This is a genomic window from Absiella sp. AM29-15, assembly GCF_003434225.1.
Taxonomy (GTDB): Bacteria; Bacillota_I; Bacilli_A; order Erysipelotrichales; family Erysipelotrichaceae; genus Hoskinsella; species Hoskinsella hominis.
In genome coordinates this window covers 1-23613 of record NZ_QVFL01000028.1, presented here as the reverse complement: position 1 = coordinate 23613, position 23613 = coordinate 1, and the positions used below count along the sequence as shown (strand labels likewise).

Here is a 23613-nt window from a genome sequence, read left to right as displayed (position 1 = left end):
TCACCTACTTTAATTTCAAAATTTTTTCAAAATTCTTAACGTTTTCCTCAATATCATATCCGGCTTTCACAATTTCATCTAAAGTACTCTTTTTCTCATATACAATCAGATTTTTCACACAATTTGCCCATAATTCAGGATCATCACTTAAACTTTTAAAATGAATTAAATTAGTTATCGCAACCTCTCTAGAAATATTATCTGAGATTAAGCACGGAATACCTGATGCTTGCGCCTCTATTAAAACAAAAGGTAGCCCTTCAAATAATGATGGAAAAACAATCATATTCATACATTGATACACTTGCTCCATATCATTTCTATTTCCTAAAAATAGAACATTATTTTCTATATTTTTCTGTTTAACATATTCTTTTATAGACGCCTTATCCTCACCTTCGCCACATAAAATCAGTCTTGAATTTTTATTTATTTTATAATATTTTTCATATATATTTATTAAAAATTTGTGATTTTTTTGAAAATGAAATCTGCCTACATGTCCAATAACACTACAATCCTTTTCTATATTTAATTTTTTTCTCATTTTTATATCAAGATTTTTATTATATTGAAATTTTTTCGCATTAACTGCATTATGCAATATTTTTGTATTTTTTCGTAAAGTATTATTAAACATCCAATCGGCAGCTATATTTGAACATGCAATGGTGTTATAAACAAATCTGTTTAATATAAGCTTATTTAAGGTATGTAAAAGGAATGTTAATTTGCTTCCCATATTTTTGGAGTTATGACTATGAACTACAATGTTTGAAATATTATTTTTATATGCAATTTTAATTTCTTCTATTGAGCTTAAACTACAGCAATTAAACCATAACACATCTACTCTATTTGATTTGAAAAATTTATTTAGATCCTTTCTGCACTTAATCAAACTACTTCGTCTTGGACAATATTTAATGATTTTTCCATTATTTTTAAGTATTTCGTCTTTATAACAAACATCTTCATCATATGATGTTAAAAAGTAGAAATCATGTTTTTGGTATAAGCTTCTGAACATATTTATAATAAATGTTTCTACTCCACCAACTTTTGGAGATAATCCAACAACTGCAATTTTCATTTGTACCCCTTTCTCTTATATCTTTTCATATATTTCTATAAGATTTTGTATATAAGTTTTTATATTATCTAATTCATAACCTCTTTTTTTACTAGCTTCAACTTTCTGATTATAATAATCATTATCACTTAATAAATTGAATAATTCATCAACATATTCTTTATTCGTCGAACAAAAACATCCACATTTATCATTTATAATTTCAAGTAATCCGCCTACAGGACTTGCAACAATTGGCTTTGAAAGTGCTAAAGCTTCTATTACCATTAATCCAAATCCTTCCCAAACAGAGGTCACACATAATATCTTAGAATGTTTTATAAATGCTAATCTATTTGATTTAAACCCTTTAAGATGGATATTGTCTGATAAATTCAATTTTTTTATTAATAATTCGCATTCAGATTTTAATTTACCATCACCAACCATTGCAACACTGATATTTTTATTTTTCTTTTGCAATTCTGCTATAATATTTATAAATCTTAAAGGGTCCTTTGGACTTTCTAATCTTCCTAAAAATAAAATATCATACTCCTGCTGATCATCATAATGACACGACTCTGACTCTTTAATAATACTTTTTATATCTATAGGATTTGAAATCATCTTTTTATTTTCTATTGTGAATTTAAACTCATCAAATATAGAATTAGATACTGCTAAAACTACTGAAATTTTTTTCAAACAAATTTTATAAATTAATGTTTTTAAATTTATACTTCTTATCCATACAGGATTTGCATGTAAATGCGATATAATTTTAACATTGGATTTTCCTTTGGCTAAGCTCGAGATAACGCTTGCAGTAAAATCATGGCAATGTAATATATCTGGTTTCTCATCCCTAATAATTTTTTTTATATTTTTAACAGACAGTTTTTCAAACACTATATGTTTTATTTTTTTTTCATTCAAAAATACATTAATTGGGCCATCATATGATGCATAGCATGAAATATAATCAGTTTTTTCGTTAATTTTTTGGATAATAGTAATCGCTACATTCTCTGCACCAGAGAAGCTATTTGTATTTAAAACATGAATGATCTTTTTCATTTTCTTTCATCACCTCTAAAATTAAAATTTATCGTTTATAGTTTTTAAATAAATTTGATTTATCTTTTCTCTATCAAATTCTATAACCATTTTTTCTCTAGCTGCAACACCCATTTCTTTTATATCATTATAATTCATTTTTGATATTAATTTTATACACTCTAATAATTCCTCTTTATTTTTTTTCCTTATCAAAAATCCAGTTTTTCCATTATCGACTGCTTCTTTACATCCATAAATATTTGTCGTTATAATAACATCTCCGCATGCTGCCGCTTCTAATAAAACGTTTGACATCCCTTCATGATATGATGGTAATACAATCACATCTGACTCTTTATAAACTTTTTTCATATCTTTCACGAAACCATAATATTTGAAATTTTCATTTTTTTCTAATTTTTTCAATTGTTTTAAATAATCATCTTCGCAAAATCCATAAACTCTAAATTCTATATCTTTTTTTGCTTTTAATTTTTCAACACAGTATAAAAACTCATCAATTCCTTTTTCTTTCATTACTCTACCTACAAAGCTAAATACTAAGCAATCTTTCTTAACCTGAGGTTGTATTCTGAATTCATTTAAGTTAACTCCAGCACCTTTAACTGTAATTGCCTGTTTTTCATTTACAATACCATACTCTAAAAAAATTTTTTTATTTTCCTCATTTTCAAAAAAACATGCTTTACAGTTATGTAATGCTTTTTTATATAAAGATATTATAACTTTTTTCAATAGACTATTATTTTGAAAAGTCGTACCAATTCCTGTTATATTAGTAATAAAATTAATTCTATGTATTCGAGAACAAATGCCTCCATAAATAGTAGGTTTAATCGTCATAGCAAAAATAAGATCCGGTTTAATTATTTTAATTAAATGGTTATATTTTCTAAACAGCTTTAAATCTTTTAGTGGATTTAACCCTCTTCTATCAACTTGTGTTTCAAAGCATTTACATTTTAATTCATTTTCAAAATAATTTAAACTGTTATCAAAGGGCATTGAAATATAAATATCAAAGCCTTCTTCTTTTAATGCTTTTATAAGTTCTTTTTTGAAATTATATAAAACGATATTATGATTACATAAAACAAGTATTTTTTTATTCATAATGTTCACCATAAATCGTATTTTCAATATTCCATTTAAATTTTACATTTTTAAGTTTTGTATCTTCATATTTTTTAGAAGCAAATAATTTTTTGAAATTCCTTTTAGATAAAAAAACATCTTTCTTTGTCATAAAAGTTAAGATTTTTTCAATTATCAATATTGTATATTCACAAAAATAGTAAGGCATTTTGACTATAATTTTACAATTGCCGTTTTTCTTATGCATTTGAATAATTTCTTTTACAGTCATTGTATTCGAATCAGAAAGAACATAAATATCATTTTTTTCATATTTATCAATTAAATTCACGATAAAATCACAAACATTATTAATACTACAAAAATCAAATGAATATTGCCCATCTTTAAAATAATATGCAATTTTGTTTTTCTTTAAAAAAACTCTTTTATCTATATTTAGCGTGAAATTTTTTCCATAAAGTGGCGTAAATCTTAATATAGAATACTTTAAATTTAATGATTTTAAATATTCTTCAGCTTTTAATTTACTTTTTGCATAATATGAGTTTGGATTACATTTTGAGTTTTCATTTATTATTCTTTCCTCTGTTTCTCCATAAACTTCTATTGTACTTGAAAAAATAACATGTGTTCTATATTTTTCACATAAATCAAACAATTGCTTGCTACACTCAAAATTAATAAAATTATAATTTTTTTCACTTGTATCTGCATTGTTCTTATGAACAATTGCAGCCAGATGTATTAATACATCTGGCTTTATTTCTTCAAAAACCTTTTTTAATAAATTCAAATCACCTAAATCCCCTATATAATAATTTGATTTAGGTAAATTTCTTGTTTGATGTCTATCTAACCCATACAAATCAAACTTATTTGAAAGACTTGAAATCAGATTTTGACCTACAAAACCATTAGATCCTGTTATTAGCACTTTTTTCATTTCTTACCCTCCTTCACACCATCAGACTTTAAAACACTTATAAACGTTTTAAAAAACAATTTTAAATCCCCAATAAATGTTATATTTTTAACATACTGTCCATCTAAAGCTGCTTTAATATCAATTTCCAATTCATCTCTTCCACTCACTTGAGCAAGTCCAGTTAAACCAGGTTTTACTTTTGAAGCACCATTTTTATCTCTTAAATCATTTAAATCATATTGATTAGGTAAACTAGGTCTTGGTCCAATAATTGCCATATCTCCAATTAGAATATTCCAAAGTTGAGGTAATTCATCTAAACTAGTTTTTCTTAGGAATTTTCCAACTCTTGTTATATATTGATCAGGATTATCTAACAAATGAGTTGGACAATCTTTTGGTGTATCAATCCTCATAGTTCTAAATTTCAAAATTTTAAATTCGACATTATCTTTTCCGACTCGATTTTGTTTAAATAAAATTGGGCCTGGTGAAGTAACTTTTATAATGATTGATAAAATTAATAGAATTGGTGACAAAATAATAATTCCTATCAATGCCATAATAAAATCAATCATTCTTTTAATATAGTTTTGATACATATGTTCACTCCTAATCTATGCTTTTATCTTTAATTACTTTTAACATTGTTTCTTTATATTCTGCTTCTGAAACGTTGTCTTGTAATTTCTTACTCAGAATATTTAGTTTCTCATTAATATCATCTATTGTAATGTCCATGATATTGTTTTTAAATATCAAATCATTCTTTGTTCTTATTCTTGTTTCTCCATCCAGTTTCAATTCTTCATACATTTTTTCACCTGGACGTAAACCAATTTCCACGATATCAATATCTTCATATGGCTTAAAACCTGACATACGAATCATTTTTTCTGCTAAATCAAGTATCTTCACAGGTTCTCCCATATCTAATACGAAGATTTCTCCTTTATCTGCATAATAGCCAGCTTGTAATACTAACTGAGCTGCTTCTGGAATCGTCATAAAATAACGGATAATCTTTTTATCAGTGATAGTAACAGGTCCACCTTCTGCAATCTGCTGTTTGAAGATTGGAATGACAGAACCGTTTGATCCTAACACGTTTCCAAAACGAACAGCTGCCATCTTCGTGACACCATTCTTACCATTTGCCTGCATAATCATTTCTGTCATACGTTTTGTAGCACCCATTACATTGGTTGGATTAACAGCTTTATCTGTACTGATCATAATGAACCTTGAAACGTTGTTTTTGATACAAGCTTTGATGACATTGTTTGTCCCAAAGACATTGTTTTTAATTGCCTCCATTGGACGTGTTTCCATCAATGGCACATGCTTATGCGCAGCCGCATGGAAGACAACTGATGGTTGTTTTTCCTTAAAGATATCACTAATCGCTGTAAATTCACGAATAGAAGCAATTAATGATAGAATTTTAATCTCAGGATTTAATGTACCATGTACTCTGTTACGATTGAATTCCTGTTCTAACATATATAAAGAATTTTCGTTGATATCAATCATCACTAATTCTTTTGGATTAAATTTCACAATCTGACGACATAGCTCTGAACCAATGGATCCACCAGCTCCAGTTACAACGATTACTTTTCCTGTGATATAAGACTGAATTTCGTCTTGATCCAAATGTATTTCTCCACGACCTAGTAAATCCTCAATACTGATATCCTGTACAGGATATTTTTTTGCATCATATTTTTTTTCTAAATCGCTTTCGATAATTTTATCCCCGCGCTTCATAATCTTTGTTTCCAGCTTACATGACTGACAAATATCATTGATACGTCTAAGATTTGTTTTATCAGCACTAGGAATCGCAATAAACGCTTCTTCTATACCATATTTACTTACAATCTCCGGTAAATCATATGTATCACCTAATACTTTATATCCTGACACCATATTGTTATATCGCTTATCATCAACAAAACCAACAACTTCGACATGGAAACTATCGTTTTGAATAATCTCTTTCAATAATATGTAGCCTGCATCACCAGCACCGATAATAACTGCTTTTTTGCGTGGGCCATCAACTTTCATGCTTGACCTTCTATACAATCGATAACTTACCCTCACTGTATACATCAATATCGCAGTCAACAGCCCACCAGTTACCACAACACTGGTGTATGAACGTGATATACTTGTCGCAATTACCAAAATAAACAGTACGATGGAAGCCAACAATACAGATAATCCAATTCTGATTGTTTCAACCGGCCCAATATATTTCCACAAGCTTTTGTGTATCTTGAATACAAAAAAACTAATAGCATATACAATCAATACAATGAGTAACGCTATTAAGCATTTTACGATATCCAATTGTGCAAAATCTGGGAAACGAAAATCTATGCGAATCCAATATGCCAGTAAAAAAGAGACAAAAACGATACATAAGTCTAGTAGACAAAGCATCATTTCTCTATGCTTTACATATAGTGGATTGCTAAATAATTTCTCTATCATAAGTGCACACTCCCTTATCCTAAACCATTCTAGCACAAATCACGCTATTTTAAAAACTATTTTTACAATTTTGTGTACTTTTTCACATAATCTTATACCTCTATAAGAAAAACATAAAAGCACATATTTTTAAACTAATAAAACAATCGCTTTCAAATCCAGCAAAATATGTTACAATATAGAAGTGTAACATTTAGGAGGATGAAAGTATTATGAAAAAAATCAGAAAGGCAATTATACCTGCTGCCGGTTTCGGCACAAGGTTCCTTCCTGCGACAAAGGCAGTCCCAAAAGAAATGCTTCCTATTGTGGACAAACCTACTATACAATACATTGTTGAAGAGGCTGTGGCAAGTGGTATTGAAGAAATTCTAATAATTACCAACTGTTACAAGGCATGTATTGAAAACCATTTTGATAATAGTTTTGAACTAGAAAAAAAACTAGAAGCCAGTGGCGACATGGAACGCTTGGAAATGGTAAAAGATATTGCATCATTAGCAAATGTATTCAGTGTACGTCAAAAAAATCCAAGAGGACTTGGACATGCAGTATTATGTGCAAAAAGCTTTGTAGGAGATGAACCATTTGCAATTCTGTTAGGGGATGATATTGTTGTAAATAAAAACGGTAAAACTGCAACCCAACAGCTGGTAGAAGCTTATGAAGAATTCGGTGGAAGCGTTGTTGGTGTTCAAAAGGTTGCTGATTCACAAGTACATAAATATGGCATTATTGATCCAAAAGAAAATCTGACAGAACGTTGTGCTTCTGTAAAAGGCTTTGTGGAAAAGCCTAAATTAGAAGATGCTCCAAGTAACTTTGCAATCCTTGGCCGCTATGTATTAACCCCTAAAATCTTTGAATTGTTAGAAACGCAGGCTCCTGGAAAAGGCAATGAAATTCAAATCACTGATGCGATTGATCGCTTAACCAAAGAAGAAAACGTATTCGCCTATGATTTTGAAGGAAATCGTTACGACGTTGGAGATAAAGTAGGTTTCTTAAAAGCACAAATTGATTTTGCATTAGATCGAGATGATCTTAGAGATTCTATGATTCAAATTATTAAAGATTTAAATATCTAATATGAGAAGAGTATTTATCAAGATGGTAAATACCTTTTTCTTTACCTAAGAAATAAACATGTTACAATAATACATAGAAAGGTTGTGAATAAAATGATTAAAGAAACGATTGAAACAGCACTGACCCAGTTATCACATCAGGTACTACAAGAAGATGCACCAGAAACCAGAAAAACTGTTTCCATATTAAAAGCTAAAGGATATCATTCAAATGAGCAAATTTTGGATTGTATCAAGACTACTTTGGCAGAACTTACTTATTATGCATTAACGCATACTGATTCCTCTATTGATGATCTATTCTATTATAAGCTAATGGAAATGCCACCTTGTAAGAATAATTTTTCTGGTATAGATGGAAAAAAGACCTATTTTATATTTGAAGCTTGGCTAAACGGGTACAAAGATAAAATGTATCGTAAATTTAAATTGCCTGCTGAAAAAACATTAAATGAATTAGCTTACACAATTCTTGCGACATTTCACTTAGAGGCAGAACATACCTTTGCATTTACCTATCAAGGAGAAACATACTTTCACGAATATCAACCAGACTTTCCTGCAATACCTGCTAATCATGTGCGTTTGAAAGACTTAAACTTTGATTTAGATCCATCATTAGAAATGACATATGATCTTGGCTGTTGTTATAATATTTGCATAAAATATTTAGATATGGAAATTATGGATAAACGTATCTTAAGAACAACTCCCGTTATTTTAGAAGGCATTGGAAATGGCTTGGTGGAAAATCAAAAAAGCGAACTTGTCGCCTATCTTAATGGAAATGATATGGAGATTGATCTAAGGGATAAAAAAGTAAAGTTCTCCTATATGTATCCATTCATTACTCAACCTTTTGATTTGAAAAAGAATCAATATCTCACACAAGGCCGCTTTCCTTTGTATAAAGATCTTTTTGAACATCTTAAATAATACGAAAAAACCACAGAACCTCATTTCAATACGCAATTCTGTGGTTTTCTTTATTCTAAATTCAAATATACAAACAGCATTCGATTTTTACCATTCATATCTTTCATTACTTCAATTTTTGCTTCAGGAAAATATGATTTTGCTAATGCACTTAATGCCTCTTTCTGATTATAACCCATTTCAAAAGCCATCATTGCTTTATCTTTTAATACTTGAGGGGCGTTTTCAAATATGACACGATAAAACTTTAAACCATCTTCACCACCAAATAAAGCAACATGTGGTTCATAATTCACGACACTGTCTTCCATGACTTCTTCCTTAGGGATATATGGTGGATTACTAATTAAGATATCCACTTTGATATCACGTTCTATCAAAGGCTGTAGCATATCGCCGACTAAGAAGCTGACAATTGCTTCATTTTCCTGTGCATTATCTTTTGCAACCAAAACGGCTTTCTCACTGATATCCGTTGCCATCATATGCAAATTTGGTTCTTCTTTTTTCAAAGAAATCGCAATTGCTCCACTACCAGTTCCTATATCCACAGCCATGACATTTTCCACATTAGAGAAATATTCATCATAAGCTGCAAGCACATTAGCAACAAGTTCTTCTGTTTCTGGTCTTGGTATCAATACATCTTCATTGACTTTGAAACGATATCCATAGAACCATTCAAATCCTAAAACATGCCCAAGTGGTTCTCCTGCTACTAAGCGTTTAATTCCTGCTTCATATGCGCTTTGGATATCCAAAGGCATTTCTTCTTCAAATTCCATATACAGGTTATGTGCCTCTTTATTGGTTAACTCCAGCATATAAAATAATGCTGCCTGTTCACCACGACCTGCGGCTTCCATTTCCTGTTTTGCTTTATGAAGTACTTCACGATAACTAGCCATTATTTTGTCCTGCCAGTTTTGCCTGTTGATCAGCTGTTAATAATGCTTCTAATAAATCCTGCATTCTACCTTCCATAATACGGTCAAGCTGATTTACAGTATATCCAATTCGATGATCTGTTACACGATTTTGTGGATAGTTATAAGTACGGATTTTTTCTGCACGATCTCCAGTACCTATTTTACTTCTTCTTTCCATTCCTTGTTCTTCTTCCAGTTTACGCTGGTGTTCTTCGTATACACGGGAACGAATCGTCATCAATGCTGTTGCACGGTTTTCATGTTGAGAACGGCCATCCTGACATTTTACTGTAATTCCTGTAGGTTTGTGGACAATACGCACAGCAGAATCGGTTTTATTAATATGCTGACCACCAGCTCCTGATGAACGCATTGTTTCGATTTCCAAATCATTCATATCGATATCAAAATCTTCTGCCTCAATTTCTGGAGTAACTAAAACAGTTGCTGTTGATGTATGAATACGTCCCTGGCTTTCTGTCTTTGGTACACGTTGTACACGATGACTGCCTGATTCAAATTTCAGCTTTCCATAAACTCCATCGCCTTTTACTTCAAAGGAAACTAATGAGAAACCACCTGCTTCACATTCATCCATTTCGATGATTTCTATTTTCCATCCCTGGCTTTCTGCATATTTGCTATACATTCGATATAAATCACCAGCGAAAATGTTTCCTTCATCTCCTCCGGCAGCACCACGGATTTCCACAATTGCATTATGTGAATCATTAGGATCTTTAGGGATTAATAAGATCTCCAGTTTTTTTAATGCATCTTCTATTTGTGGCTCTAATTCTTCGATTTCCATTTTTGCCATTTCTTTGATTTCTTTGTCATCTTCCAATAACAACGCCTTTGCATCTTCTAATGCCTGCACACTGTTTTTATATTCTGTATAGGTTTCAACAACCTGTGTCAAATCTGCCTGTTCTCTACCCAGCTTTGCCAACATTTTTGAATCTGTGACAATCTCTGGTGACATCATCATTTCAGTTATTTCATGGTAACGATTTACCATACCTTCTAGTCTTTCAATCATGACACTCATAGCTTTTCCTCCTGTTTTTTTATACTTGATATACCTTTATTTATACTGATTGCGCATAAATATCCTTATATACTATACCATTGAACCGCTCAATTGAAAAGGATAATTCTTGTGATTTTCAAGTATTTTATAATGTAAAAGAAAAGTTTTTTAGATTGCGCATTTATATAATTTTCTTTTTACCAGGTACTTCATGACAATGGCGGCATCTTGCTTCATATTGTTCACTTGCCCCTACTAATATGATTGGATCATCATACTGGGCTGGTTTTCCGTTGATCAGTCTTTGACTCCTTGTGGCTGGGGCTCCACATTTTGTACATACTGCGGTTAGTTTGGTGACAAATTCTGCATGTGTAAATAATTGCGGCATTACGCCAAAAGGGACACCACGAAAATCCATATCTAATCCTGCAACCATTACACGTTTTCCACTGTCAGCAAAGTAGTCACAAATTTCAACAATCTCTTCATCAAAAAATTGTACTTCATCTATCGCGATAACGTCATATGAATCATCAATATAATTGAATATTTCATGTGTATTTTCAATTGAAAAGCTTTTCACACTACTTCCTGCATGCGATACAATATTTTCTTCACTGTATCGATTATCTATTTTTGGTTTAAAGACAGCTATTTTCTTTTTTGCATACTCTAATACTTTAATACGACGAATCAATTCTTCAGTTTTTCCTGCGAACATGCATCCAGATATTACTTCTAGCCAGCCTTCTCTATATTGTTTGTACATATTTATTTTCACCTCATAATCAAACGAATATATTATACACAATTATAGAGCCATTAGACATAGTATTTTGTATTATCGGTCGTTTGTAAAATTGTTTATAAAAATGTGATATAAATTCATTGGTTTGTACAGTGTTTAAATTGGTGTTCTGAAAAAAGGCGGGCATATCGCCAAAATAAGTGGGCGTTGTTAGATGTCTAAATATTTGCTCATATAGAGCTAGACATAAGAAACTGTAAATTCTGTGTCGTGCCGTTAAAAATTTAAATCCACTAGCTCATATAGAGCTAGACCTAAGGATGAACGGGAATCTATGATCAATCAACTTAATTTAAATCCACTAGCTCATATAGAGCTAGACTACAGCCCCTTCAGCAACGTTGATCGTACACTCGATTTAAATCCACTAGTTCATATAGAGCTAGACTGAGCGCTCTACCGGTGTAGTTACGTGCACAGTATGATTTAAATCCACTAGCTCATATAGAGCTAGACTCATTCCTTAGATTTAATATTGAGCGTGATACAAAGTTTAAATCCACTAGCTCATATAGAGCTAGACTAATTTCTATCCTTATCAAGCAAGTACAGGAAATGTTTAAATCCACTAGCTCATATAGAGCTAGACCACAAGACGTAAACGACTTAGACAATGAATCATTGTTTAAATCCACTAGCTCATATAGAGCTAGACAGCAAAAATGTATCGAATTCAAACTAATGTAACGAATTTTCAAACAATATTTTTTTAAATTAACATTGTTATTTTCAATATGTTACATATCATTCAAAATATAACACATTTTTGCGCGAACCTCCCAGCGATTTCATGGGAGCTTCATATTCGCGTTACTATAAGATCAATACATCATCTAATTTAAAACTAGGTTTTACACCAATATGTTCAACCTTATTTTCATATCGATTACCTAAATAATAAAATCTTAAACTATCATGATCCTTATCAATAATCTTTTCCAGAATATGTTTAACTTCAAGTGCTTTTGCATTATCCATATAACATTCAAAAACAGAATTTTGCACTCTATGCCCATAATTCATACATTCTTTTGCTACTTTTCTTAATCTGGTTTTCCCAGCTTTCGTTTCTGTATTAACATCGTATGTTATCAATACCAGCATATAAAATTACCTCGCTAAAAAGGGTGGATACTCATCCAAATCACCGCGTATCGTCCTTGCTAAAAGCAATGCCTGAACATAAGGAATCAATCCCCATTCCACTTTCTCATCTAAGAAAGGATGTTGAATTGTTTCTTGTTTCTTTTTTTGCCATGAAGAAAGAACACTTTTTCTTGTATCATCATCCATAATCACAGCACCACTTTCCATTTTACGAAAACCATCTGCATTCACAACTTTTCTGTTAATCAATGATAAAACAAATCGATCAGCTAGAATCGGGCGCAATTCTTCCATCATATCCAGTGCTAGAGAAGCTCTTCCAGGTACATCACAATGCATAAATCCCACATAAGGATCTAACCCAACAGATTCTAAAGCAGAGATAACGTCTTTTGCTAATAGCGTATATATAAAAGATAATAACGCATTTACATTATCTAATGGTGGACGCTTATTCCTCCCTTTAAAATAAAAACTTTCTTTCTGTTGTAAAATCATTTCATCAAACACTGAAAAATATTGTACAGCCGCTTTACCCTCGACACCTCTTAATGTATCCAAATTGGTTGTTTCTTTAGCAATAATGGCACTTTTCTTCAAATCTTCTGCAACCTGATGAATTCCATCAGTATCAATCCTTAAAGCATAATCTCTACAAGCTCTTTCCAAAACACTTCTTGAATTTAACAATTTACCTGTAATCATATTCCTTGCATAAACAATACTGCACTCTTCATTATCTGATATACGATACTGTTGTTTTCTCAGCAGAACATTTCCACGATTTTCTCCTATAACCCTGGCTAAAAACCTACCGTTTGTTGTCATAAAAGTTAGAGAAATACCACGATCAGCACACTTTCCCATTAATGCTGGACTAGCCCCAGTATATCCAAATCCAACGATGCCTTCTAGATTATGTAAAGGAACTCTCACATCTTCGCAATCTTTTCTGGTGATAACGATATTCTCGCCATCTAAACTTAGATATGCATCAAAAGATGTCACATATAATGTATTTAATAATTTTTTTCATTCATCTACTCCCCAGACATAAACTTATCAAAGTATTTTTCCACAGATAATTGTTGATTCAATTTTGGTAAACAAATATCCTGTAATGAACATGATTTGCACTTTTTACTTATTTTTACTTTTGGTGTATGTCCTTTTTCATATAATTGATGCATTTCTACTGCCATTTTCTTAACCTTATCCTTTAATTCATTTGTTAGGTCTATTGAAACCCTATGTCTAGTTTCTCCATAATACAGAGCACCTTTCATTACATCACAAGAAAGCATTTCTTCAAGACATATCGCTTGTGCACATAATTGCAGAATATCAATTTCATCTTCTTTTGGCTTTCCTCTTTTATATTCAATTGGGAAGGGCAGATAAGTTCCCGCCCTTCCTTTTAAAGTGATTCCATTTTTATCTTCATGAAATTCTACAACATCACAATTGCCACTAAAGCCTAATTCTCTTGAAAAAATACGTAAACCTCTTGTGATCAATACACCATTTTGTGATTCAAAATAACCTTCATCATGCGTACGTTCATGAAAAATATTGCCATCAACCGTTCGATAATTATCTGCCCAAACCTGTTCGATATGGATAAGTGCCCATTGTCTGCGGCAAAATGCAAAATGCTGTATTCCGGATAACATTAAGAATTCATCTTCGTTATAGTCCTTCATATTCTTCCATTTGTAGACCATCTAATTGATTTACAGTGATAACATAATCCTCATAGCTTTTTGGATACTGCACACCTTCTTTTAACTGGATATCAACTAAGCGATGTACTTTCGCACTGGAATATTGTCCAGATTTACAATTATGTTTCCACCAATAAACTTTTCTTACTTCCATAGATCCCTCTGGTCTAGCACTTGAGGCATCATTTTCAAATAAAGAGATCAGTGCCTGTTTGATTTTTTCAGCATCTTCTTCACTAAATCCTGTTTTCTCAGCAAGCTGGCAATTGATACTGCCTTTTACAACATACAATCCAAATTCTACACGATGTTTCATTCCCATTGTATCAGAAGACTTTTTATCTTTTGTCTCACTATTTACGCTTTTTGTAATTTGAATAGAGGTAGTTTCTATAGGAGATACACTGAATGCTTCGCGTACTGTAACTGGTCCTCTGATTCCTCTAGAAACACTGGAATCATTGCCAGCTGACTTAAACGCCATAACTTGACCAAAACTACGAACATCAATCCATTTTTCACAAGCAAGGCGATATACTTCATCATCATTTTTTGCTTTTACTGCTTTTTGTAACTCTTCATAGCCTTTAAAACGATCACTTAAACTCTTAAATCCGTCTGTGCAGCGATCATCAGATTGCACGAAAATTTCTTCGCCCATATCCTGCAGGCGATTTCTGATTTTTCTTTTAATACAAACATCAGAAATCTCTCCATAACCATCGAAATCTTCTCTAGGTGTATTCTCTGCATTAGGATCCCCATTAGGATTTGCCTTATTTACTGTCATCAAAACTACGAAATCAATTTTATTTGTTAATGTTGTCATTATTTTGTTCCTCCTTTATTTGATTTTCAATTTTTAAATCTTTTTCGATATATTCTTTCATACATTTGAAGCCTATTACAAAATCAAAATCTAGATTTTTCAGATTTCTTAATTCTTGTTTACTAGACATCTCATGTAATTGCTTAGTAACTTCCTCTTGCAGTTTTAGCAAGGTATTTGCCTTAGTTTTTAATTTATTTACATATGGTATGGATAAAGTATCAATACGATCCAGCGTGCGCCATGGATACTTTTTCATCTTCGTAAATAATTTCATCGCATTTGTTGTTCTATTTTCCTTTGAAATCTGTAATGAATATGCCTCTATTTCATGATAGATTGCCACCAATTCTCCTAATACAAAATCAATTGTATCATTATGATTTTGTCTGTTTTCTTCTAAACTCACTGCCCAAACTCCTCCATTTCCTATATTTTGTCTTTGTCTATCGAAGCTTTCCCTACGTGCCAATGCACACAAAACATCAATAGACTTCAGCCATACTTTTTCATCTACTTTTGACATCTTCAATACTTGATCATACACTTTCAATACAAATTCTTTAGGTAATACTTTCCCCATGAGAATACACGGAAGTAATCGTTTTAAATGTGTTTTATATATTTTATCTTTTACAACTAGTTCCTTGCCTTGATATGTACCATAAGCCATACGTATGATCGTATTTGGATAAGGCGTATAATCTCTCCAATTACATTGTGAATACCAATTATTAATATTACTGTAGTATCGCGATGCACTCAATTCTTGATATCCTGTAATTGCTAAACGGCCATCTGTTGCGGATTCTAGTAACATAATCATAACATCTTCACGAGGATCTATTTCTTTGCCACGTCCTTTAATAGCATCATTTACTTTCAAAGCATACGTTTCTTCTGTAGTTACCTTTTCAATCTTTTTCATTATATGAAACATAGGGATATTTTTTGCATTCCATACCAATACAGTTAAACCATGTTCTTGATAACCTTGTTTTTGTATCAGCCAACGTAACGCATTATGAATTTTTTGACTTGTTTCATATCCCATACTGTTCACTTCATTCTTGCTTGCTATTCTTCCTCGAAAGGTAAAGTAAGTCGAATCATTTGATGAAATTAATTTTGCTTTATCACTGCCATATCGTATTTTATTGGGATGTTTATCTGTACAGTAGATTTCTTTTCCACTAACATAGCAAAGATCTTTTGTTTGACAGGTACTTTCATAATATTTAACAAAACTATCGAATAAGGATAGATCTTCCCATGGATGTTGTATGTCTTTATCCCATTCTTCTATACAAAAGCGTACAAGTGCACCTGATTGCTCTGTTACTTTTTGAAATTTTTTCTTTTTATCTAAATGATCACCATCTAATGTTAATATTCCATAATCAATCAAATCATGAATCAATGTTCCCTTCTTTAAATACTTGTAAATCACCTGGATGGTGGGATGGGTGTATGGTGAAGCCACCCATCTCTTTAGATTTTCCATATAGGATTCATGATATTCTTTTTTATTCTCTTCCACATATGTTACATAATCACCAGCTGTATATACCAGTTTATCATGTAATGGATGTGGCGAGATACCATTTGCCCTGCTCGCTGAGTCTTCAGTGACTGGTATGATTGTTATAGCTTCATCAATTGAAAGTTCATTTGCATATTTAAAGTTTCCTTGTTCATCAAGTACAACTTCAATCTGTGCTCTTTGTTCAATATGTCCTGTTGGCAATAATATTGTACCTTCTTTACGAATCCCAATTTGTGAAGCACACATTTCGTATGTTTCCAATAGTTTATTTGTCCAACTCAAGTATACCACCTTCTTTCTCTAATTCATTCACAGTAGTAAAATTGTCAGCATTGAAACGTTTGATATCTCCACTACCAACAACCCTATGCCATGGGCATTCTTCAGGTCGAATAAAATGAATAACACCATGATTCATAACAGGCGTCCATAATGTAGCAACAAGCTTGCCTTTTTCATCATCTCTAACATATTCATCTGGATAAATAAAGCCATGAAACATATTGCCAAATCTTTTTTCTTCTACATCATCAAATGCGCCTTTTTTTTCTCCAAAAACGCATGGTTCCACATCTGCCTGACATTCTCGTGTTCCAAGAAAGACATCTCTACGTCCACCTTTTTTCAGCAAACGTTTTGCAATGAAATAATGTTTATTTTCATTCCGATCATCCTTTAACTCATCGTGGTGCAAGTTCCACTCGAAATGCGCTCTAACTTCGTATTCTACATCATATAAATACGTATAACAAGCTAGTGTGTTTCCGCCATTCATCACGATAGGTCGAATACCTTTTGTAAATGTTTGAAATGTATTCACGACTCTTACATCATCAATCACCCAAGTAAATGTAGGTTTAAAATAAATACTCTTACAAATACCTTTTAGAGCTTCATAGGTTGGTATCATATAACTGGTTTTTTCTCCACCTGAAACCGCAAAGGGATCTGTAAATAACGCATATTTCCCTGATACTTTAAACTCGATTTGATTTTTTTTCTGCATAATCTCACCTTCTTTCATAGAAACATATCTTCAAGTTCTTTATCTATCATGAGTCCAACCTGTAAATCATAATATCCCTCCTTTAATGTCAGTATTTCACCAAATGGTAAGCAATCTACTAATCCTGCTTCCATTAATTGCCGATATTTTTGTTCATAAACTTGCACTGTATAACCTTGTGCTTCTTTTAAACGCTCATATTTCTCCTTATCTGGATGATTTCCATTAAAGAATGCTATCAATTCTCTTCCTTTTTCTTCATATGGAACCAGTATGCCAATTGTTTGTTCCATTACTTTAAATTGTTCGCCTGCTGATCTAAGTGCACTCGTAATATGAGGCAAGTTTTCGTTACCATTAGATACAGCTTCTTCAAGTCCTTTATGAAGCCCTGACCATAAATTAATTTGCGTTTCTTTAAACGGTTTATTTATCATATAATCCATATTGATCGATGAATTAAAATATAGTTTTTCATAATATCGATTGATAATATTGGTATCCATAATACTATCAATATAGGCGTCATTTGATTCTATATAATCTAATAAGGAATGTGTAACCATTTTTCCTTCTTTTACTTCGATAAGGCTATTTATATTTTCTTTATCAGGCTTTACAAGATATACATATCCATATTGCTCATCGCCATTTCGATTACACCTTCCTGCTGCTTGTATGATACTATCCAGTCCTGTAATGCTTCTTATAACAGAAGAAAAACTAAGATCAATACCTGCTTCTATCAAATTTGTTGAAATGCATATTAAAGGTTCATTCGCTATTAATTTATCTTTAATCTCTTGTAATACTTTATTTCGATGCACTGGACACATATTTGTAGATAAATGATATATGCTAACATTCATATTCATTTCTTCATTTAATGCCAGACATTTTTTATACAGTTCCATTGCATCTTTCTTTGTATTGACAATCGTTAACACTGAATTATGTTTCTTCCAACAATCCATAATAAAGTCTGCATATTCGTCATAATCGAATCCTTTTGGAGTGCACTTATTTACATAGTGCACTCGTTTAAACACATCGCTCTGTTGTAACTCATCTTGGATAATTCCATTATCTGCATAAATGCGCATCTGCCTTTTAGTTTTTTCAAAAACTGGTTGTGTTGCAGTACATAAGACTATAGTACTATGGCAAACTTCTGATAGGAAATTAATCATATAATTAAACATAGATATCATGTGTGTTGGAATAGTCTGTGCCTCATCTATAATGATTACTGAATCACTAAGTTGATGAAATCGCCTGATGCTTGTAGTATTATTTGAAAATAAAGTTTGGTAAAATTGAACAGCTGTTGTCATGATAAATGGGCTTGACCAGTTACTATTTAAATACAAATACTTCTCTTGGTCTTCAGGTATGAAATCAGAATGATGAATCAGAACATCATCTTTAAAAAAGAATTGTTTCATCACATCACTATTCTGTGTAAGAATACTTTTATATGGTGCAATATAGAAAATATGTTTCTTTTGATATTTATGTGCATGATGTAAAGCAAAACGTAAGGAAGATAATGTTTTACCAGATCCTGTAGGACAAGATAATCGGTAAATACCAGGTTGTCTGCTTGCAGCTATATAACATTGGCGAGAGATTTCCATACGCAGTTTATTTAATTCACCTTCTTGGGAAAAAGTAGAAATCAATTGCTCTAACTTATTTATTGCGTTTTTCCATAAAAGATTAACATCTATTTCTTTTAAAGGTGTTTCATTTAACATGAACATTCGCGTATCTTCCCTATCTGCTGCTATTACACATGATAAAACATACCGAATGATGGCACTGATATCAAATCCAATCTCGTCATCCTTGTATTCACCATCTGGTATTCTTTCATAAATAGCTTCGTACAATACCTGCAATTCTTCCACTGCTTTTTCAATATCATCTTTTATTTTGATTTCATCTAGCATCTCTTGAATATATTCTGATATTTCCTTTTCGTCATACTTTTCACTATAACAACTTTTCTGAAATTTTAAATCTCCATCTGGAGAAATAAAGTCTTTTAATCCGTGATGACTTATAATAGCTTCTGCAATTATTTCAGCAGTTAATATCACAAATGGATTATCTGATTTCGCAAATGTATCCATTATATATTTAGCACCTGCAGATGAGTGGTTTATACTTCCTTTTTGCACAAACTCTCCAGCTGCAGCTTTTCTAATATAAATTTGGAAAGCTTTTTGACTTTTTCCAATATCATGTAATTCGCCAGCAATCGAGCAGATATTTTCACAGTTTAATTTTTGTCCAAATTTTTTTGCTAATTGTTTTGTATGAGTATTGTGTTCGTATAATGGTTGAGCACGTTCCCCTTCACTATTTATAACAAAATGTGATAATATTTTTTCATATTTCATAAAGCAACCTCCTGTAAGCGTTTCCATACCTTATTTCATATCTTACCATAGTAACATAGCAAAGTCAATCTATATATAAAATATTGAAACATGCATTATGTTGAAATAAGAACAACCTATATTGCAATTATTCTTGAATTTATGTACAATATAAACGTCAGAATAATTTTTCTGTGGATTTAAATAATATGTTATACATAGAAACGCCGTGACCCCTTTTATAAATTTATATTTTAAGGTCATAGCTTTTTTTATTTCTACTTCTATAAAGGATATTGATTTATCTCTGCAATGATAAAAACCAATTAATTATAACTAATTTTATTGTTACATTTATAACAAGTAAGCATATATTATAAGACACAAAATTTAGTCAACTGCGCATCAATCAGTTTATACAAAAAAAGCTTAAATGTCAAATTTGGTGCAAAAGTAAATAAACATTTGAAGTTATAGTAGTAAATACTATAACAAATGTACTCATAAGCTAAGGAAATAACATGCGGTAAAACTCGAAAGATATCTAACAGATATTGCATCATAACTTTGCTGGCACATAATTGCTCATTAGCAAGATGTCATTTTGGCCAAGTTTAATAATTGAAACTCATGTTTGCATTCAAAAAATTAAATAATGGATGTTTAGATATCTGGAAATCCATCATTTCTTTATAAAAAAATTCTATAACCCTAATAATTAATTTAAAACGAGTTGTTATTGTGATATATATAAGCAAATAGAATTATTAATTATTCCAAATATGTATCATTATATTACAGGGGACTAAAAATGTATAGAAATGTAAAGTTCTAATAATTTAACATAATAAGCGGTAATCAAATTATGAGAATTTATGTAAAAACTAATGATTTTTCTACATTATTCAAAAAAAGAAAAAGAGGCTATTCGCCTCTCTCTCGTTATTTAAGTCCGTATTTTTTGTTGAATTTTTCGATTCTACCCTGTGCAGCAGCAAATCTCTGACGACCAGTATAGAATGGGTGACAGTTACTGCAAGTATCAACACGTAATTCTTTAGCAGTAGAACCAGTTTCGAATTCAGCACCACAAGATGTACATTTTACAACAATACGGTGGTATTCTGGATGTATTCCTTTTTTCATTTTTATTCTCCTTCCGCCTTAGACTTCATGCGAGTCCAAAGTAAGTGCTATATCATTATAGCAATACTTTGCAAATTACGCAATAGAAAAATCACAAAAAAACCTATAAAATAACCAGATTTTCTCTACTTATTCTCTTCTTCCAAAAGATGAAACTTTCCATCTTTGTCGCGAGCATAAGCTGAACCTACTGGACTATCTAGAAAAGGAATGATCTCAGGATCATAATTACAAATTGTATTTAAAGAAAACACTTGTACATGATTCACATCGTTTAAATATTCTTGGTCTTCATTTCCATTAAAGAACTGCCATCCACTATCTGGATTGCCTTCACTTGGTTCACAACGAACCATATACCCAATTTGACAGCCATCCATGCTTATACGATCACTAACTAAACAGCCTCTTTCATCCTCTATCATTTTATGAATATCTATCATATTTTTAAAGTATTTCTTCGCCTGTGGCCACATATAAGAACTCCACAATTTATCTCCACTAAAAAACAATTCAGAAATTCCTCCAAATAAGGTCTGAAACATTTGATCTGCATATTCTATTTGCGCACCACTTGTATAAAATAAGAAATAAGTTCCACCACATAAATAACTAATAGCAAAATCTTCAAACCCGTCATATAAACGAAAAGCACGATTTGCAATATCATTTATCATAAATTGATATTCTTCATCACTTAAGTAACCAACACTATAGCTTTCTTTTGCCATTCTTATCCCTTCACCAAAATCAAAGGCCGAAAATCCTTTATTTTTTACAAGATCATAAAATTGCTGAGCAAAATTTTTACACTTATCAAAATAATCCTTTGATTTGTCATCTAGATCTTTTAAGTCAAAAGGTGGCTTTCCTTCCCAAAACCCTTGAAATTGCATAAACTGTAACTGTGTATTTTCAAAAACAAACTGACGTATTTTTTCAATAGCACTGTTCTTATCTTTTATCTCAAAACGGCTTTCTAAATATTGTTTTAAATCCTCTTCTGATCTTGATTTTATTTTATTTTCAAATACTGCATACCCTGTTAATACAGAAGGTAAAGCACCAATCAAATGAGGTAAAATTTCAAAAGTTGCTTCTTGTTTATCTTTTACTTCATTATTTTTTAGTTTTCTTTTTAAATTCTCTATAATTTCTAAATAATCTGGATTTTTTATTGTCATAAATGATCTCCTCGTCTTTTTCTTACTTTATTATATCTCAATAATCGAAAATAATCTATTTGAAATATTGCGGAGAACTTTAAACATATAATAGATATTGCTTTTCTTCAAAAATATAAAATTAGTTATATTTTTGCATTTGCTTTTTTTTACTTATTTAAATCCATTCCATAATACTAAAGTTCACATCTTTTATCGTATAGAAAAATGTAATACAATTAAAATATCTGTTTAGTTATAACGATTAACCTTTCTAGCTTCTATATATCATACTTTAAAAGGGTTTTAAGGCCTTTATTATATTGATAGTATAAAGTATCATCCCACAAAGATATTCTTCAAAGCAATAGCTAATGACGCTGTTAGATCATTAACAAACTGAGCAAGATGCTAACATGAACTACTCCCAGCTATAGAGCAAAGAACTTCTGGCTTATCCATTATTTGTACAATCTAGAATTTTTCGTATCTGTATCTGATCGTGCTTACAATTAAATACACATGACTGGTACGTTCACTGTACCTCTATACCATCGCTCTTTGAGTTTTGGCTTACATGGATATACTTTCCTTATGATATCTCTTGCGCCGTTGAAATCTGTATTCTCCAAGACTCCTTCTTTACTTTTATATAAGCCTCGTTTTATTCTCTTTCCACAGGATGTTTATTCTTTTTCGCCATAACAAGGTATATTAACGATCTTTCAAGATTTCTTGAATGACACTATTGAGATCATTGATCAAACTCACTTCATTAGGAAACCTATCCTGCGGTGATTTGATGGCACCACTATAAGCATTACAAATATAGTACATTCCCATATTGTAGAGGTTTTTCGCAAGATGTGTCATAAGCAGGAATGGTTCATAGAACTCATGAGTAGCTTTATAATATAGCGAAAAACACGATAATTTTCATCATCATTTTTGTTCATATAGTCATCTAATTTCTTTTTGTAATTAAGCTAATGATAGCACAAAAATATTGTGATAGAAACAAACACAAAAAAAAGAAGAAATGACAAGAATTTTTATATTGCTACATTCACGCCCGAAGAGTGCACAGCGTGTATTCCAACTTACTTGTTCGCCGTTGAAGTCGGAGTTAGAGTCTATTGCCTGCTTTTTGATAAACTCTTAATCCTTTAAAATTGCAAAAAAAAAAGCCTCACAAATGTGAGGCAAACAGACCTGGCAACGTGCTATCTTC

The 23613-nt window shown here is 31.4% G+C and carries 21 protein-coding genes and 1 CRISPR repeat array; of the genes, 2 read left to right on the top strand and 19 right to left on the bottom strand.

The features are described 5' to 3' along the window. Positions 1–4 precede the first annotated feature (4 nt). The 6 genes from DW761_RS20115 to DW761_RS20090 are packed head-to-tail and all read right to left on the bottom strand — an operon-like array spanning position 5 to position 6680. Complete coding sequence (locus DW761_RS20115; protein WP_117455559.1) at positions 5–1093, bottom strand: glycosyltransferase; 1089 nt, start codon at positions 1091–1093, stop codon at positions 5–7. Between the two features lie 15 nt (positions 1094–1108). Next, positions 1109–2152, bottom strand: coding sequence for a glycosyltransferase (locus tag DW761_RS20110; RefSeq protein ID WP_117455561.1), 1044 nt, complete (start codon positions 2150–2152; stop codon positions 1109–1111). 21 nt (positions 2153–2173) lie between these two features. Further along, positions 2174–3268 (bottom strand): glycosyltransferase family 4 protein, encoded by a 1095-nt coding sequence (locus DW761_RS20105; RefSeq protein ID WP_158552353.1) that lies wholly within the window; start codon positions 3266–3268, stop codon positions 2174–2176. Then, positions 3261–4196, bottom strand: coding sequence for an NAD-dependent epimerase/dehydratase family protein (locus DW761_RS20100; RefSeq protein WP_117455565.1), 936 nt, complete (start codon positions 4194–4196; stop codon positions 3261–3263). Before DW761_RS20100 ends, DW761_RS20105 begins: the two co-directional genes overlap by 8 nt. Further along, a complete protein-coding gene (locus DW761_RS20095) occupies positions 4193–4780 on the bottom strand; it encodes a sugar transferase (protein WP_117455567.1) in 588 nt (195 codons plus the stop codon). The genes DW761_RS20100 and DW761_RS20095 overlap by 4 nt, the downstream gene beginning before the upstream one ends. A gap of 10 nt (positions 4781–4790) precedes the next feature. After that, positions 4791–6680 (bottom strand): polysaccharide biosynthesis protein, encoded by a 1890-nt coding sequence (locus tag DW761_RS20090; RefSeq protein WP_117519169.1) that lies wholly within the window; start codon positions 6678–6680, stop codon positions 4791–4793. Positions 6681–6892: 212 nt separating this feature from the next. Here DW761_RS20090 and galU point away from each other — a divergent pair, with 212 nt between their 5' ends. Together galU and DW761_RS20080 are read left to right on the top strand one after the other, a co-directional pair. Then, positions 6893–7768: a UTP--glucose-1-phosphate uridylyltransferase GalU gene (galU, locus tag DW761_RS20085; RefSeq protein ID WP_117455571.1), complete on the top strand. Its 876-nt coding sequence runs from the start codon at positions 6893–6895 to the stop codon at positions 7766–7768. 93 nt (positions 7769–7861) lie between these two features. Then, on the top strand, positions 7862–8704 hold the full coding sequence (locus tag DW761_RS20080) for an IS1096 element passenger TnpR family protein (protein ID WP_117519168.1): 843 nt from the start codon (positions 7862–7864) through the stop codon (positions 8702–8704). 50 nt (positions 8705–8754) lie between these two features. Here the strand turns inward: DW761_RS20080 and prmC are convergent, their stop codons facing one another. From prmC to DW761_RS21725, 13 genes are all read right to left on the bottom strand, one after another. Then, positions 8755–9612 carry a peptide chain release factor N(5)-glutamine methyltransferase gene (gene prmC, locus DW761_RS20075; RefSeq protein WP_117519167.1) on the bottom strand — a complete coding sequence of 286 codons (858 nt, stop codon included), beginning with the start codon at positions 9610–9612 and terminating at the stop codon, positions 8755–8757. Further along, a complete protein-coding gene (gene prfA, locus DW761_RS20070) occupies positions 9605–10684 on the bottom strand; it encodes a peptide chain release factor 1 (protein WP_117519166.1) in 1080 nt (359 codons plus the stop codon). Before prfA ends, prmC begins: the two co-directional genes overlap by 8 nt. A gap of 163 nt (positions 10685–10847) precedes the next feature. Beyond that, entirely contained in the window at positions 10848–11438 is a 591-nt protein-coding gene (locus DW761_RS20065) for a thymidine kinase (RefSeq protein WP_117519165.1), read from the bottom strand. Positions 11439–11700: 262 nt separating this feature from the next. Beyond that, positions 11701–12133: a CRISPR direct-repeat array (repeat unit 32 nt; unit sequence TTTAAATCCACTAGCTCATATAGAGCTAGACT). Positions 12134–12290: 157 nt separating this feature from the next. Further along, positions 12291–12581, bottom strand: a complete 291-nt coding sequence (cas2, locus tag DW761_RS20060) for a CRISPR-associated endonuclease Cas2 (protein ID WP_117455581.1) — start codon at positions 12579–12581, stop codon at positions 12291–12293. 6 nt (positions 12582–12587) lie between these two features. Further along, on the bottom strand, positions 12588–13592 hold the full coding sequence (gene cas1c / locus DW761_RS20055) for a type I-C CRISPR-associated endonuclease Cas1c (RefSeq protein ID WP_117519164.1): 1005 nt from the start codon (positions 13590–13592) through the stop codon (positions 12588–12590). A gap of 32 nt (positions 13593–13624) precedes the next feature. After that, positions 13625–14287, bottom strand: coding sequence for a CRISPR-associated protein Cas4 (gene cas4, locus DW761_RS20050; protein WP_117519163.1), 663 nt, complete (start codon positions 14285–14287; stop codon positions 13625–13627). After that, positions 14274–15137, bottom strand: coding sequence for a type I-C CRISPR-associated protein Cas7/Csd2 (cas7c, locus tag DW761_RS20045; protein WP_117455587.1), 864 nt, complete (start codon positions 15135–15137; stop codon positions 14274–14276). The genes cas4 and cas7c overlap by 14 nt, the downstream gene beginning before the upstream one ends. Continuing rightward, entirely contained in the window at positions 15118–16965 is a 1848-nt protein-coding gene (cas8c, locus tag DW761_RS20040) for a type I-C CRISPR-associated protein Cas8c/Csd1 (protein ID WP_117519162.1), read from the bottom strand. Before cas8c ends, cas7c begins: the two co-directional genes overlap by 20 nt. Then, positions 16949–17689, bottom strand: a complete 741-nt coding sequence (gene cas5c / locus DW761_RS20035) for a type I-C CRISPR-associated protein Cas5c (protein WP_117519170.1) — start codon at positions 17687–17689, stop codon at positions 16949–16951. Before cas5c ends, cas8c begins: the two co-directional genes overlap by 17 nt. A gap of 14 nt (positions 17690–17703) precedes the next feature. Then, entirely contained in the window at positions 17704–20094 is a 2391-nt protein-coding gene (gene cas3, locus DW761_RS20030) for a CRISPR-associated helicase Cas3' (protein WP_158553862.1), read from the bottom strand. 921 nt (positions 20095–21015) lie between these two features. Continuing rightward, entirely contained in the window at positions 21016–21219 is a 204-nt protein-coding gene (gene rpmE / locus DW761_RS20025; RefSeq protein ID WP_117455594.1) for a 50S ribosomal protein L31, read from the bottom strand. Between the two features lie 125 nt (positions 21220–21344). After that, positions 21345–22403 carry an immunity protein Imm33 domain-containing protein gene (locus DW761_RS20020; RefSeq protein ID WP_117519160.1) on the bottom strand — a complete coding sequence of 353 codons (1059 nt, stop codon included), beginning with the start codon at positions 22401–22403 and terminating at the stop codon, positions 21345–21347. Between the two features lie 693 nt (positions 22404–23096). Beyond that, positions 23097–23225 carry a hypothetical protein gene (locus tag DW761_RS21725; protein ID WP_255412454.1) on the bottom strand — a complete coding sequence of 43 codons (129 nt, stop codon included), beginning with the start codon at positions 23223–23225 and terminating at the stop codon, positions 23097–23099. Positions 23226–23613: the final 388 nt, after the last annotated feature.

Bases quoted from the DNA above. Each gene is read 5' to 3' on its own strand.
- DW761_RS20115 (WP_117455559.1), bottom strand. From the start codon at position 1,093: ATGAAAATTGCAGTTGTTGGATTATCTCCAAAAGTTGGTGGAGTAGAA.
- DW761_RS20110 (WP_117455561.1), bottom strand. From the start codon at position 2,152: ATGAAAAAGATCATTCATGTTTTAAATACAAATAGCTTCTCTGGTGCA.
- DW761_RS20105 (WP_158552353.1), bottom strand. From the start codon at position 3,268: ATGAATAAAAAAATACTTGTTTTATGTAATCATAATATCGTTTTATAT.
- DW761_RS20100 (WP_117455565.1), bottom strand. From the start codon at position 4,196: ATGAAAAAAGTGCTAATAACAGGATCTAATGGTTTTGTAGGTCAAAAT.
- DW761_RS20095 (WP_117455567.1), bottom strand. From the start codon at position 4,780: ATGTATCAAAACTATATTAAAAGAATGATTGATTTTATTATGGCATTG.
- DW761_RS20090 (WP_117519169.1), bottom strand. From the start codon at position 6,680: ATGATAGAGAAATTATTTAGCAATCCACTATATGTAAAGCATAGAGAA.
- galU (WP_117455571.1), top strand. From the start codon at position 6,893: ATGAAAAAAATCAGAAAGGCAATTATACCTGCTGCCGGTTTCGGCACA.
- DW761_RS20080 (WP_117519168.1), top strand. From the start codon at position 7,862: ATGATTAAAGAAACGATTGAAACAGCACTGACCCAGTTATCACATCAG.
- prmC (WP_117519167.1), bottom strand. From the start codon at position 9,612: ATGGCTAGTTATCGTGAAGTACTTCATAAAGCAAAACAGGAAATGGAA.
- prfA (WP_117519166.1), bottom strand. From the start codon at position 10,684: ATGAGTGTCATGATTGAAAGACTAGAAGGTATGGTAAATCGTTACCAT.
- DW761_RS20065 (WP_117519165.1), bottom strand. From the start codon at position 11,438: ATGTACAAACAATATAGAGAAGGCTGGCTAGAAGTAATATCTGGATGC.
- cas2 (WP_117455581.1), bottom strand. From the start codon at position 12,581: ATGCTGGTATTGATAACATACGATGTTAATACAGAAACGAAAGCTGGG.
- cas4 (WP_117519163.1), bottom strand. From the start codon at position 14,287: ATGAAGGACTATAACGAAGATGAATTCTTAATGTTATCCGGAATACAG.
- cas7c (WP_117455587.1), bottom strand. From the start codon at position 15,137: ATGACAACATTAACAAATAAAATTGATTTCGTAGTTTTGATGACAGTA.
- cas5c (WP_117519170.1), bottom strand. From the start codon at position 17,689: ATGCAGAAAAAAAATCAAATCGAGTTTAAAGTATCAGGGAAATATGCG.
- cas3 (WP_158553862.1), bottom strand. From the start codon at position 20,094: ATGAAATATGAAAAAATATTATCACATTTTGTTATAAATAGTGAAGGG.
- rpmE (WP_117455594.1), bottom strand. From the start codon at position 21,219: ATGAAAAAAGGAATACATCCAGAATACCACCGTATTGTTGTAAAATGT.
- DW761_RS20020 (WP_117519160.1), bottom strand. From the start codon at position 22,403: ATGACAATAAAAAATCCAGATTATTTAGAAATTATAGAGAATTTAAAA.
- DW761_RS21725 (WP_255412454.1), bottom strand. From the start codon at position 23,225: ATGGGAATGTACTATATTTGTAATGCTTATAGTGGTGCCATCAAATCA.